Raw genomic sequence first — 12,340 nt, 5'->3', positions numbered from 1 at the left:
GGGCCGGCGGCCCCGCCTCGGTCACGGACGTCATGTCCCCTCCCCGCGCGCGCCCTGGCGGCCGGTCAGCCCCAGGAAGACGTCGTCCAGGGTCGGGCGGCGCAGGGCGATGTCCTCCACGTCCAGCCCGGCCTCGTCCAGGGCGCGCACCGCCTTGGCCAGTCCCGCGCCCCGGCCGTCGAAGGGCACCGACACCCGCAGGGCGTCGGCGTCCACCTCGGGCAGGGCCCCGGCCACGCGGCCCAGGACCTCCGCGACCGGCGGGAGCGCGTCGGCGTCGGCGACGACGGCCTCCACCCGGCCGCCCCCGACCCGGGACTTGAGCTCCTCGGGGGTGCCCTCGGCGATGATCCTCCCGGCGTCGACCACCGAGATCCGGTCGGCCAGGCGGTCGGCCTCCTCCAGGTACTGGGTGGTCAGCAGCACGGTCGTGCCGCCCTCGGCCAGGCCGCGCACGGCCCGCCAGACCTCGGCGCGGCTGCGCGGGTCCAGGCCCGTGGTGGGCTCGTCCAGGAACAGCACGGCGGGGTCGGGGATCAGGCTCGCGGCCAGGTCCAGGCGGCGGCGCATGCCGCCCGAGTACTCGCGCACGGGGCGGTGGGCGGCGCCGGTGAGGCCGAACCGCTCCAGGAGTTCGGCGGCCCGGGCCCGCGCCACCCGGGCGCGCAGGTGGTGCAGGCGGGCGAACATCTCCAGGTTGCGACGCCCGTTGAGGACCTCGTCCAGGGCCGCGTACTGTCCGGCGAAGCCGATGCGCGAGCGCACCCGGGCGCTCTGGCGGGCCACGTCGAACCCGGCGACGCGCACCTGTCCGGAGTCGAAGCGCAGCAGGGTGGACATGATCCGCACGGCGGTGGTCTTGCCCGCGCCGTTGGGCCCCAGCAGCGCGTGCACCGCGCCGGGGGGCACCTCCAGGTCGAAGCCGTCCAGGGCGGCGCGGCCGCGGGCTCCGGGGTAGGCCTTGCGCACGTCGCGGGCCAGGATCACGGGGTCGGCGGTGCGCTGCTCGGCTGCACGGTCGTCGACGGCGGGAGCGGGTCTCACGGCGCGGCCTCCTCGACCGGGGCCCCGGCGGCCGGGAGCCGGCCCGGGCGCGTGCGCTGGGCGGGCACGTCGGGCCGGGTGACCTCGGCGTGGCGGCCCAGGCCGATACGGGCGATGTTGCGCACCGACTCGCTGCCCTCGGTGTAGTACGAGCAGTGGCCGGGGATGGGGCCGGTGGCAAAGGCGGTGGCGCCGAACCCGGGGCGCAGCGGCGAGGGGCCGTGGCCCAGGTCCCGCCAGCGTCCCCGGGGGAAGAAGCGGATCCAGTCCGCGGGGCCCAGCGCCGCCCACAGGTTCCCGGTGAAGCCCAGGTCGGCGACGGAGTTCCCGCCCATGCCGGGGCTGCCCAGGGCCACGCACTCGTCCACGCGCCCGTGCCGCAGGGCCAGCCCGCACACGACGGTGCCGTAGCTGTGCCCCACCAGCGTGATGCGGGCGGTGCGGGGCAGGAAGGCCGTCAGGCGGGCCAGGTCCTCGGCGCCGCGTTCGGCCGGTCCCCGGAAGGCGGCCTCGGCGAAGCCGCGCGGGGTGTCGTAGCCGACCCAGACCACGACGGCGGAGCGCTCCTCGGGGGCGAGGGCCCGCATGGTGCGCAGGACCGTCCCCCCGTTGACCCGGGGCCGGGTGGGGCGGTTGGCGTCGAAGTAGTTGCCCAGGTAGTTGTCGTTGCCCGGGACCAGGACCACGATGTGGTCGGCCGCGGCCACGTCCCCCAGCGCCTCGACGATGCGCCCGTCTCCGGTCTCGTCGTGGGCCAGGAGCCGCAGGCCGTGCCACTCGCGCTCCTCGTAGCGCAGGGGGGTGGGGGGCGAAGCGTGACGTGGGCCCGCCGCGATCATGACTCTCCTGGGGAAGTTCGAGTGCCGACAGGTGGGGGGAACGGACCCTTTTCACGCTAGGTCCGCGGCGGGGTCGGCCTCCATGGCGCTGTCCCCCCGAACCGGGTCTGGCGTTGACCACCCGGTTCGGTAGTGGTGGCACCACTCCCGGCCGTACGACGCACGGTCAAATTCCGACTAAAGCGACAAATAAGACGAAAGACTTTCGGGTAGGTGGTGGCCGGACAGCCGTGAACTGGACGGACAGTGTCGAGCGGCCATACGGGCGCCGGGAATGCGGTCGTCGCGCGCCGGTGCCCGCTCTCCGCGAGAGCCTGGGGGTACTCCATGCGAGCCGTGGTCTTCGAGAACTACGAGCGGTTCCCGTCACTCACCGACGTTCCCGTGCCCGAGCCGGGGCCGGGCGAGGTCCTGCTGCGGGTGGCGGGAGCGGGCGCCTGCCATTCCGACGTCAGCGTGTACCGCCACTTCAAGGAGGGGCAGGCCGGGGCCCAGAAACCGCCGTTCGTCCTGGGGCACGAGAACTCCGGATGGGTGGAGGCGCTCGGCGACGGCGTGAGCGAGCGCGTACGGGTCGGCGACGCCTACATGGCCTACGGCCCGATCGGCTGCGGACACTGCCGCATGTGCGTCCGGGGCCAGGACACCTACTGCGAGAACGCGGCCACCATGCCCTACCTGGCGGTGGGCCTGGGGCGCGACGGCGGCATGGCCGAGTACGTGACCGTGCCCGCCCACCACCTGGTCCCGCTGGGCGACGCCGACCCGGTGGAGGCCGCGCCGCTGTCGGACGCGGGCCTGACCCCGTACCACGCGATCAAGGAGGCGCTGCCGCACCTGGAGGGCGGCGGTCGGCACGCCCTGGTGATCGGCCTGGGCGGGCTGGGGCAGATCGGCGTGCAGATCCTCAGGGCGCTGACCGGCGCGACGGTGATCGCCACCGACGTCAAGGCCGAGCCGCGGGCCTGGGCCGAGCGCAACGGCGCGGTCACCGTGGGGGCGGGCGCGCACCAGGTCGAGGAGATCCGCGAGATCACCGGCGGCCGGGGCGTGGACGCGGCCTTCGACTTCGTGGGCGTGACCCCCACGATCGCGACCGCGGCGGCCTCGATGGCCCGGGGCGGGCGGCTGACCGTGGTCGGGATCGCGGGCGGCACGCACGAGTTCTCGTTCTTCACCAACCCGTACGAGTCCTACATCACCAACACCTACTGGGGGACGGTGGGAGAGCTGTGGGAGGTGGTGGACATGTACAAGGCGGGGCAGATCCGTCCGGAGGTCGAGAGGTTCGACCTGGGGGACGCCCTGGAGGCCTACCGGAGGCTGGAGGCCGGGGAGGTCTTCGGCCGCGCCGTGGTCGTGCCGCACCGGAGCTGACCGCCCCGGGTGCTCTTGCGCGGGCGGCGGGTACCGCGACGCGCACCGGGGCGGAGTGCTCAGGGCGTTCGCGCGGCCGGAGGGCCTCCGGGCGGCGCGCCGGGACCGACGCGCGGGAAGGCGCGGTGGAAGCGGCGGGCAGCCGGGGCGCCGTACCCGTGCGCGGCCCGTCCCGGGACCCTCCCCCTTCCGTGAGGGCCCCGGGACGGGAACCCGTGCCCGGGGTCCTCAGCCCCTGCCGGGCGGCATCGGCACGAACGCGCTGGTGCGCCGGGCGTACTCCGCCCAGCCGGGCCGTCCGGACATGTGCTCGTCCAGCAGCCGCTGGCCCGACCCCCGGGTCAGCAGGTAGGTCATCACCACGGGCGCGGGCAGGGTGAGCAGCACCCACCACGACCCCGACAGCGCGACCAGGAACAGCCCCCACCACACGCATGCGTCGCCGAAGTAGTTGGGGTGGCGGGTCCACGCCCACAGGCCGCGGTCCATGATCCGCCCGCTGTTGGCGGGGTCGCGCTTGAACCGGGCGAGCTGGGCGTCGCCCATCGTCTCGAACACGAACCCCAGCAGCCACACGGCCGCACCGGCGACGGCGAGCCACACCTGCGGGGAGCCGAGGAGGGGCGCACCGGCGTGCACCGCCACCTGGACCGGCATGGCGACCAGCCACACCAGGAACCCCTGGAGCAGGTAGACCATGCGCAGGGCGTAGGCGTTGCGGTTCCCGGGCGCCCCGGCCAGCAGGCGCTCGTAGCGCGGGTCCTCGCCCTTGCCCCGGGAGCGCAGCCCGATGTGCACGGCCAGGCGCATCCCCCACACGGCGGTGAGCCCGGCAAGCAGCCAGGCGCGGGCGGGGTCGCCCGAGGCGGTCAGGGCGCCGACCGCCGCCACGACGGTGAACCCGAGCCCCCAGGCCGCGTCCACCACGCTGTGCCTGCCCAGGCGCAGCGCCAGGGCGAAGGTCGCGAGCATGAGCGCCAGCACGGCCAGGGCGGACAGCCCCAGGGTGGGGATGAGCGCGGAGACGTCCATCAGCGGCTCCCGGCGCGGCCAGGGCGCACGGCCGTGATCTGGTCCACGCCCATGCGCCCCTCCTCGAAGGCGAGCGCGCCCCCGGCCAGGTAGAGCCGCCACACGCGGGCGGTCTCGGGTCCGGCCAGGGCCACCAGCTCGTCGAAGCGGCGCTCCAGCACCTCCAGCCAGGCGCGGGCGGTGCGCACGTAGTGCTCGCGCATGGCCCGCACGCCGCGCACCTCCAGTCCGGCGTCCTCCAGCAGTCCGACCGTCTCGCCCAGGGGCCGCATGTGCATGTCGGGGGCGATGTAGCGCTCGATGAAGGGGCCGCCGCCGGGCTGGGCGCCGCGCCGCGACATCTGCTGGACCAGCAGGCGCCCGCCGGGGCGCAGCCGGTCGTACAGGCGACGGGCGAAGGGCGTGTACTCGTCGCGGCCCACGTGCTCGCCCATCTCGATGGCCGCCACGGCGTCGAAGCCGTCGTCGGTGACGTCGCGGTAGTGCTGGAGGCGCACCTCGACCAGGTCGGACAGGCCCTCCTCGCGGACGCGGGCCGCGACGTGGTCGCGCTGGCGCGCGGAGAGGGTGACGGCGGTGACGCGCGCGCCGTGGTGGCGGGCGGCGTGCAGGGTGAGCGACCCCCAGCCGCACCCCACGTCGAGCAGGCGGTCGCCCTTGTCCAAGCGCAGTTCGCGGCAGATCAGGTCGAGCTTGTCGCGCTGGGCGTCGGCGAGGGTGTAGCCGGGGTCGTCGCTGGTCCAGTAGGCGCACGAGTAGGCCATGGACTCGTCCAGGAGCAGCTCGTACAGGTCGTTCCCGGCGTCGTAGTGGTGGGAGACGGCCGCGGCGTCGCGCTCGCTGGAGTGCAGGCGTCCGCGCAGGCGCGCCTCGGCCGTCGGGACGGGCGGCGGGGTGCCCACCACGCCCAGGGCCAGGAGGGTGCGGGCCGCGCGGGCCCACTCGGCGGGGCCGGGCAGCGAGGTGCCGTTCTCGCGCACGCTCGCCCACACCCGGCTCAGGGCGTCGGTGAGGTCGCCCTCCACGTCCAGCGATCCGGTGACGTAGGCGCGGGCCAGGCCCAGCTCGCCGGGGCGGGCCAGGATGTGGCGCAGGGCGTCGCGGTCGCGCAGCACGGCCAGCGGGGCGTCGGCGGGACCGGCCTCGCTGCCGTCCCAGGCGCGCAGCCGGACGGGGAGCACGCCGTTGAACAGCCCGGCGGCCAGGGGCGCGAGGAAGTGGGCGGCCCCGCGGGGCGGGGCGGGGGTCGCGGTGGTGCTCATCGGGCCTTCTCCATGGTGATCTGCTCGACGTCGATGATTCCGGACAGGAAACCGGCCTCGCAGTAGGCGAGGTAGAAGGACCACATGCGGCGGAAGGTGGCGTCGAAGCCGAGGGCCTCCACCTGTTCGGCGGCGTCGGTGAAGTTCTCGCGCCACACGCGCAGGGTGTCGGCGTAGTCGCGGCCGAAGGACAGCCGGTCGGTGACGCGCAGGGAGGTGCCCGCCCGCAACTGCTCCTCGACGGCGGTGACCGAGGGGATGAGTCCACCGGGGAAGACGTACTTGTGCATCCAGGTGTAGGAGCCGCGCGAGGCGCGCATCAGGGCGTGCTCCATGGTGATGCTCTGCAGGCCCACGCGTCCGCCGGGGCGCACGAGCCGGTCCAGGGCGGCGAAGTAGGCGGGCCAGTAGCGCTCGCCCACGGCCTCGATCATCTCCACGCTGACCACGGCGTCGTAGGTTCCGGTGACGTCGCGGTAGTCGCACAGGCGGACGTCGACCAGGTCGGAGAGCCCGGCGGCGGCGACGCGCTCGATCGCCAGGTCGCGCTGCTCGGCGGAGAGGGTGACGGTGGTGACGCGGGCGCCGCGGCGGGCGGCGCGCACGGCCAGCTCGCCCCAGCCGGTGCCGATCTCCAGCAGTTCGACGCCCTCGGCCACGCCCGCGGCGTCCAGGAGGCGGTCGATCTTGCGCTCCTGGGCGCGGGGCAGGGTGTCGCGGTCGCGGGCCTCGCCGTCCTCGAACAGCGCGGAGGAGTAGGTCATCGTCCGGTCGAGGAAGAGGCCGAACAGGTCGTTGGACAGGTCGTAGTGGTGGCTGATGTGGCGTCTGGACCCGGCGCGGGTGTTGCGGTCCGAGGCGGGCCTGCGGGGCAGGGTGACGTGGCGCAGGGGCTGGAGGGGGCGCGGCACGAGGTTCTCGTACTCCGCGGCCAGTCGGGTGAGCAGGGCGACGATGTCGGGCGAGTCCCACTCACCGGCCATGTAGGACTCGCCGAAGCCGATGAGGCCGCCCGCGGCCAGACGGCGGTGGAAGGCGTCGGGGTCGCGCAGCTCCAGGACGGGCGCGCCGTCGTCGGCGGCGGGCGCGGCGGAGCCGGTGCGCACGCGCACGCCCGCACGCGCGGTGGCGTAGCGCACGATGGCGCGGGCGACGGCCGCGCGCAGGCGTCCGCCTGGCACCCGGGCCACGTCGGGCCAGCGCCGTGCGTCCAGGGGCGGATGGGTGTGGGGGCTGGTCGTGGTCATGGCCGTGTCCTGGTCTTCCGTTCGGTCGCTGGTGTGTGCGTGTGCCCGCGCGGCTGGACGGGGAGTCCGCGCAGGTAGAGGCCGATGCCCTGGCGCCGGATGCGCAGCGCGTCGACCAGCGGTGCGAGGGGGTGGCGCAGCGCCCTGCGCAGCAGGGACGCGGCGGTGGCGGGGCGTCGGAGGCCGTGCACCGAGGCGGTGAAGGGCGGGCGCCCGTCGCGGTGCAGGGCGACGGTGAGCGCGAGGCGTTCACCGGGCTCGGGGAGGCTGAGGCGGTAGCGGCCGTCCACCGCGTTGAACGGGGAGACGTACATGGCCTTGTCCGCCTCGGCCCGGCCGCGGCCGTCCACGTCCAGGACGTAGCGGTGGCGCTGGCCGTAGGTGTTGTGGACCTCGGCGACGACGCGGCTGAGGCGGCCGTCGCGGTGGTGGCACCAGTAGACGGTCAGGGGGTTGAACACGTGGCCCAGGACGCGGGCGTGGGCGAGCATGAGCACCCGGCCGCCGTCGAGGTCCACGCCGTGCTCGGCCAGGAGGGCGTCGATGTCGGCGCGCAGCTCGCGCGCCCAGCCGTCGGCGCGGTCGCGGCGCGCGGTGCGGGCGACGGCCGGGGCACGGGTGTCGGCCGGGGCTCCGGTGTCAGCAGAGGCATGAGCGCCGTCCACGGCGTGGTCCTTGGCGCGGAACCCGGCCAGGGCGCGCAGCGGCCAGCGCAGGCGCGGCGGGTCGTCCAGGTCCACCAGCCAGTAGTAGGTGCCGTAGGCGAAGGCGTTGCAGACGGGTTCGGAGCGGACGTGGCGGACGGTGGCCTCGTACAGCGCGGGCGCCGGGGAGGGCGTCACCAGTGCACCCCCAGGCTCGCGGCGGCCCGGGCACCCGAGCGGCACCCGTCCTCGTGGAAGCCCCACCCGTGGTGGGCCCCGGCGAAGGCGACGACCCGGTCGCTGAGTTCGGGCAGCCGCCGCTGCGCGGCCAGGGAGGCGGGGGTGTAGACGGGGTGGGCGTAGTCCATGGCGGCCACGACCCGGTCGGGGTCGACCTCGTCGGCTCCGTTGAGGGTGACCACGTACTGCTCGTCGGCGTCCAGGCGCTGGAGGCGGTTCATGTGGTAGCTCACGCGCACGGGCTCGGTGTCGGGCTCGCAGGAGGCCAGGCGGTGGTTCCAGCTGGCCCAGACGTCGCGGTCGGCGGGCAGGACGGAGGCGTCGGTGTGCAGCAGGGTGCGGTTGCGCGAGTAGCCGAAGGCGCCGAGGACCTCGCGCTCGGCTTCGGTGGGGTCGGCGAGCAGGGCGAGGGCATGGTCGGCGTGGGTGGCCACGACCGCGGCGTCGAAGTCCAGGGCCTCTCCCCCGGCGCGCAGGCGCACCCCCTGTGCCGTGCGGGCCAGCGAGGTGACCGGGGTGCCGGTGCGCACCGCGTGCAGGTTCTTGGCGACGCGCTCGACGTAGGCGTGCGAGCCGCCGGTGACGGTGCGCCAGCGGGGCGAGCCCCACACGCTGAGCATGCCGTGGTTGGCCAGGAAGGAGAACAGGTAGCGGGCGGGGTAGTCGGTGGCGGTGCCGGGCGGGCAGGACCACACCGCCGACACCAGCGGGAGCAGGAAGTGCGCGACCGTGTAGGGCGTGAACCGGTGGTGGCGGACGAAGGCGCCGAGGGTGGGCTCGGCCGCGCCGGGGGGCGGGGTCGCGGCGAGCAGGCGCCGGGCGGCCCGGTGGAAGCGCGGGATCTCGGCGAGCATGCGCAGGTACGCGGGGCTGCGCCGGGACCGGTTGGGGAGCATGGCCCGCATGCCGCGCGCGCCCGCGTACTCCAGGCCGCAGCCCCGGCAGCTGACCGACATGCTCATCTCGGTGGGCTGGGTGTGCACGCCGAGTTCGTCGAACAGGCGCAGCAGATGGGGGTAGGTGCGCCTGTTGTGCACGATGAAGCCGCTGTCGACCCCCAGCTCGCCGCCCGGTCCGCCGTCGATCCGGTGGGTGTGGGCGTGTCCGCCCAGGCGGTCGTCGGCCTCGAACAGGGTGACGTCGTCGTCCCGGTGCAGGACGTGCGCCGCCGTCAGTCCGGAGACGCCGGAGCCGATGACCGCGACCCTGCGCCGACGGAGGGTGTGCTGCCCTGTACCCAATGCGTCCTCTTCACTTCCGGTGGTTGTGTGGCGGAAGTGATTCGGTACCGGGGACCGGGCGGATTGGTCCGCAAAATCACGAAAAGATCTCGAAAGAGAGGAGGTGCGGACCGGGGCCCGAGTGCCCCGGCACCGACCGCCGCCCGTGTGCACCGGCCCCGGCCGCCCCGGCGAACCGGCGGTAGCGCCCGGACAAAACCAACATCGTGTGTGATGTCATCAACACACTGAAGGCTCTCCTGCGGGCGCGCCCTTATGGACATCTGACGGGACTTTGCCCAATCTGGGGCAATGAGCCTTATGAGTCGACTCCAACGGGCTGACAAGAAGGTCTACGACCACGTGACGGGGTTGGGACCCGCGTCCCTGGACGCCTACACCCCCAAGTTCGTACAGGCGACGGACAACATGGCGCCGTGGTTCCTCATGTCGGCCACCCTCGCCGCCACCGGCGGCCCAAGGCTGCGGCGCACCGCCCTGCGCGCCATACTGGCCGCGGGCACCGCCAACCTGGTCTCGGCGGGGATCAAGCAGATCTCGGGGCGCACCCGCCCGGACAACTCGGCCGTCCCGGCCGCTCGCAGCCCCTACCGCTCCTACCCGAGCACCTCCTTCCCCTCCGGGCACACCGCCGCCGCGGCGGCCTACGCGGCCGGGGTCATGACCGACGCGCCCAAGCCGCTGGCCGGGCTGGTCGCCCTCCTGGCGGGCGGGGTGGCGTTCTCACGCGTGCACAGCGGCGTCCACTACCCCGGCGACGTGCTCGCCGGAGTGGCCATCGGGTGCGGCGCGGCCCTGCTCGCCCGGACGGTGGTGCCGCCCCGGCCCGAACTGGTCTTCGGCGCGCGCACCGTCGCCGACGGGGAGACCGACGTGGACCGCGAGGGCTCCGGGGTGACGGTGGTGGTCAACCCGCGCTCGGCCTCGGGCACGATGCCCGGGCTGAGCGCGGCCGACGTCACGAGCAGGGTGGCGCGGGCGCTGCCCAAGGCGCGGATCATCCCGCTGTCGGCCGAGGACGACGTGGTCGGGGTCATGGACCAGGCCGCGCGCACCAGCGACGTGCTGGCGGTGGCGGGCGGCGACGGCACCGTCAACGCCGGGGCGCAGGCGGCGCTGGACCACGACCGCCCGCTGCTGGTGCTGCCGGACGGCACCCTCAACAACTTCGCCCGCACGCTCGGGCTGTCCTCGGTGGACATCGCGCTGCGGGCCTTCGACGACGGACGGCTGGCCCGGGTGGACGTGGGCGAGGTGGACGGCCGGATCTTCCTCAACACGTCCTCCTTCGGCTCCTACCCGCGCATGGTGGACCGGCGCGACAAGTGGGCCGAGCGGATCGGCAAGTGGCCCGCGTTCGCGCTGGCCCTGTGGCAGGACCTGCGGGAGGTGAGCCCGACCTCGGCGGTGGTGGACGGCGAGCCCGCCAAGGTGTGGTGGGCGTTCGTGGGCAACTGCCAGTACCGCACGCACGGCCGGGTGCCCGCGCTGCGCGAGCAGCTGGACGACGGGCGGCTGGACGTGCGGGTGCTCACCGCGCGGGCGCCCTTCCCGAGGCTGCGCGCCGTCGCGGACGTGCTGCTGGGCAAGTTCGCGCACGGCGAGGGCTACTCCGAGCGGCTGACCACGGGGCTGACGCTGACCATCCCGGGCGAGCCCAGGCTGCTGGCCGTGGACGGCGAGGTCGTGGAGGGCTCGCGTACGGTGGTCTTCACCAAGCGGCACGCGGCCCTGCGGGTGTTCGTGCCCGCCGTCGAGACCAACCGGTGAAAACCGGAAGCGGCGTCGGCCCGACCGTCAGCGGCGGCACCGCCGGGAGCCGCGGGAGGGCTCCCGACCGGTGTCACTGCCCAGCAGGAGGCTGAGCCCCGCCCCCAGCAGCCACGCGTCCTTGGACAGGGGCAGCCCCTGTTCGGTCGGGCGCAGGCTCTGGGGGCGCCGCATGCCCGGGGTGCGCAGGTACAGGCCGAGCAGGCCGGCGGCGAACGCGGTCAGGCCCGCGCCCGCGACGCGGCTCGGCACGACGGGGATCAGCAGGGCGGTGCCCAGGGCGATCTCACCGGCCGACAGCAGCCGGGCGAAGGTGACCGGGTCCACGTCCTTGAGGAAGGGGTAGGTCCCCGCCGCCATCCCGTGCAGGCCCTGCGCGGCCTCCTCGTCGGCGCCGCGCTTCTCCAGCCCGGAGTTGAGGACGAACGCCCCCGTGATGACGCGCAGCGGCAGGTCGCGGGTGCTCAGGGGCAGGTTCATGTCGCTCCAACAGCTGGTCGGGTCCGTGGCGTGCCCGGTCGGCCGGTTCCAGCCCGGCCGCGCCGACAACAGGTCTTTCCGGTCGCCAAGAGTCAGGGAGATGTTACCGACCGCAAACCGTGCGGGCGGGCCGCGACCCGCCGGGCCGCCGGATCCGGGCGGCGTCAGCGGGTTCCGGACCGCTCCCCCGCGCCGAGGCGTTCGACGATGCGGACCAGGTCCCGCCATGCCCGGGAGGTGTCGGGGCCGCCCTCGTGGGGCGCGCGGAACCAGTCGACGAACTCGACCACGTCCCGCAGGTCCCAGCGCAGCCGGTACAGGTCCATCAGGGCGCGGTCGGGTTCGTGCCCGCTGGCCCGGGCGTAGCGGTCCAGTTCGGCGGGGTCGTCGGTGACCAGCCACAGGTCGCGCTCGGGGGCGGCCAGACCGACGGTGTCCCAGTCGACCAGGAGCGGGCGGTCGCCGTGCCACAGCAGGTTGCCGGGGTGGGGTTCGCCGTGGGTGAGGACCGCCGGCGCGCCCTCCAGGGCGGCCGCGCCCCGGTCGGACTCGGCCAGGCGCTCGCGCAGCACCGGGGCGTGCTCGGCGAGCAGGTCGGCGGTGGGAGCGGCGTGGGGCCCCGCGTCGCCGACGGCGGCGGGGCGGTCCAGCAGCGCGGCGAGCCGGTCCTGGCCGGGGAGGCGGGTCTCGACGGCGGGCGCGTCGCCCGGTGCGCTGCGGTGCAGCTGGGCGAGGGTGTCCAGCAGCCGGGCCCGCCGGTCGGCGGCCAACTCCCGGCCGAAGTCGCCGGACTCGCCCTCCACGCGGGGGAAGACGCTGAGCGCGTACCCGTCGCCGACCGGGACGACGGTGTCCCCGCCCGGGGTGCGCAGGGGCGCGACGACGAACCCGAGCCCCTCGTCGTCGTGCAGCCGGGCCGCGGTGTCCATGGCCCGGGTCAGGCGCCGCCGCACGGCGGCCGGGTCCGGGCCGAGGAAGGACTTGTGGGCGAGGTCGGCCACGGTGGTGAACCAGCGGCGGCCCGCGGTGTCGGTGACGCTCCAGTGGTGGTCGCCGTAGCCCAGGGGGACGTGGTCGATCGCGGTCGCGTGGATGCCCCACGCCGCCAGCGCGTCGTGCAGGCGTGGTTCCAGGTTCGTCAGCCGTTCGCGCATGCGGCGAAAC

At 74.9% G+C, this 12,340-nt stretch carries 11 protein-coding genes; 2 read left to right on the top strand and 9 right to left on the bottom strand.

Translation table 11 applies throughout. From position 1 onward, the window contains the following. Window positions 1-30: 30 nt before the first annotated feature. A complete protein-coding gene (locus PV789_RS10875) occupies window positions 31-1,044 on the bottom strand; it encodes an ATP-binding cassette domain-containing protein (RefSeq protein ID WP_274977293.1) in 1,014 nt (337 codons plus the stop codon). Continuing rightward, a complete protein-coding gene (locus PV789_RS10870) occupies window positions 1,041-1,883 on the bottom strand; it encodes an alpha/beta hydrolase (protein ID WP_274977292.1) in 843 nt (280 codons plus the stop codon). The genes PV789_RS10875 and PV789_RS10870 overlap by 4 nt, the downstream gene beginning before the upstream one ends. Window positions 1,884-2,210: 327 nt before the next feature. Between PV789_RS10870 and PV789_RS10865 the strand changes: the two genes are divergently transcribed. Beyond that, the gene (locus PV789_RS10865; protein WP_274977291.1) at window positions 2,211-3,260 is read left to right on the top strand and encodes an NAD(P)-dependent alcohol dehydrogenase; all 1,050 of its coding nucleotides are present in this window, start codon (window positions 2,211-2,213) and stop codon (window positions 3,258-3,260) included. 228 nt (window positions 3,261-3,488) lie between these two features. On the opposite strand, the gene PV789_RS10860 is transcribed toward PV789_RS10865, so the two are convergent. From PV789_RS10860 to PV789_RS10840, 5 genes are read right to left on the bottom strand one after another with little or no spacing between them, the layout of a single operon-like run. Next, a complete protein-coding gene (locus PV789_RS10860) occupies window positions 3,489-4,292 on the bottom strand; it encodes a DUF1295 domain-containing protein (RefSeq protein ID WP_274977290.1) in 804 nt (267 codons plus the stop codon). Then, window positions 4,292-5,554, bottom strand: coding sequence for a class I SAM-dependent methyltransferase (locus PV789_RS10855; protein ID WP_274977289.1), 1,263 nt, complete (start codon window positions 5,552-5,554; stop codon window positions 4,292-4,294). Before PV789_RS10855 ends, PV789_RS10860 begins: the two co-directional genes overlap by 1 nt. Beyond that, complete coding sequence (locus PV789_RS10850) at window positions 5,551-6,801, bottom strand: SAM-dependent methyltransferase (protein WP_274977288.1); 1,251 nt, start codon at window positions 6,799-6,801, stop codon at window positions 5,551-5,553. Before PV789_RS10850 ends, PV789_RS10855 begins: the two co-directional genes overlap by 4 nt. Further along, the gene (locus PV789_RS10845) at window positions 6,798-7,643 is read right to left on the bottom strand and encodes a DUF1365 domain-containing protein (RefSeq protein ID WP_274977287.1); all 846 of its coding nucleotides are present in this window, start codon (window positions 7,641-7,643) and stop codon (window positions 6,798-6,800) included. Before PV789_RS10845 ends, PV789_RS10850 begins: the two co-directional genes overlap by 4 nt. Next, window positions 7,640-8,926 carry an NAD(P)/FAD-dependent oxidoreductase gene (locus PV789_RS10840; RefSeq protein WP_274977286.1) on the bottom strand — a complete coding sequence of 429 codons (1,287 nt, stop codon included), beginning with the start codon at window positions 8,924-8,926 and terminating at the stop codon, window positions 7,640-7,642. Before PV789_RS10840 ends, PV789_RS10845 begins: the two co-directional genes overlap by 4 nt. A gap of 300 nt (window positions 8,927-9,226) precedes the next feature. On the opposite strand from PV789_RS10840, the gene PV789_RS10835 reads away from it, so the two are divergent. Next, complete coding sequence (locus PV789_RS10835) at window positions 9,227-10,696, top strand: bifunctional phosphatase PAP2/diacylglycerol kinase family protein (protein ID WP_274977285.1); 1,470 nt, start codon at window positions 9,227-9,229, stop codon at window positions 10,694-10,696. Between the two features lie 27 nt (window positions 10,697-10,723). Here the strand turns inward: PV789_RS10835 and PV789_RS10830 are convergent, their stop codons facing one another. Then, a complete protein-coding gene (locus PV789_RS10830; protein ID WP_274977284.1) occupies window positions 10,724-11,176 on the bottom strand; it encodes a hypothetical protein in 453 nt (150 codons plus the stop codon). A 164-nt stretch (window positions 11,177-11,340) separates the two neighbouring features. Beyond that, window positions 11,341-12,330, bottom strand: a complete 990-nt coding sequence (locus PV789_RS10825; protein ID WP_274977283.1) for a phosphotransferase — start codon at window positions 12,328-12,330, stop codon at window positions 11,341-11,343. Window positions 12,331-12,340: the final 10 nt, after the last annotated feature.

Source organism: Nocardiopsis camelliae (assembly GCF_028993595.1).
GTDB classification, from domain to species: Bacteria; Actinomycetota; Actinomycetes; order Streptosporangiales; family Streptosporangiaceae; genus Nocardiopsis; species Nocardiopsis dassonvillei.
Note: the sequence above shows the minus strand (reverse complement) of the source record. Positions and strands in the feature narration are given on the sequence as shown.

Coding starts and splice junctions, on each gene's coding strand:
- PV789_RS10865 (WP_274977291.1), top strand. CDS start 2,211: ATGCGAGCCGTGGTCTTCGAGAACTACGAGCGGTTCCCGTCACTCACC.
- PV789_RS10870 (WP_274977292.1), bottom strand. CDS start 1,883: ATGATCGCGGCGGGCCCACGTCACGCTTCGCCCCCCACCCCCCTGCGC.
- PV789_RS10850 (WP_274977288.1), bottom strand. CDS start 6,801: ATGACCACGACCAGCCCCCACACCCATCCGCCCCTGGACGCACGGCGC.
- PV789_RS10835 (WP_274977285.1), top strand. CDS start 9,227: ATGAGTCGACTCCAACGGGCTGACAAGAAGGTCTACGACCACGTGACG.
- PV789_RS10860 (WP_274977290.1), bottom strand. CDS start 4,292: ATGGACGTCTCCGCGCTCATCCCCACCCTGGGGCTGTCCGCCCTGGCC.
- PV789_RS10825 (WP_274977283.1), bottom strand. CDS start 12,330: ATGCGCGAACGGCTGACGAACCTGGAACCACGCCTGCACGACGCGCTG.
- PV789_RS10830 (WP_274977284.1), bottom strand. CDS start 11,176: ATGAACCTGCCCCTGAGCACCCGCGACCTGCCGCTGCGCGTCATCACG.
- PV789_RS10855 (WP_274977289.1), bottom strand. CDS start 5,554: ATGAGCACCACCGCGACCCCCGCCCCGCCCCGCGGGGCCGCCCACTTC.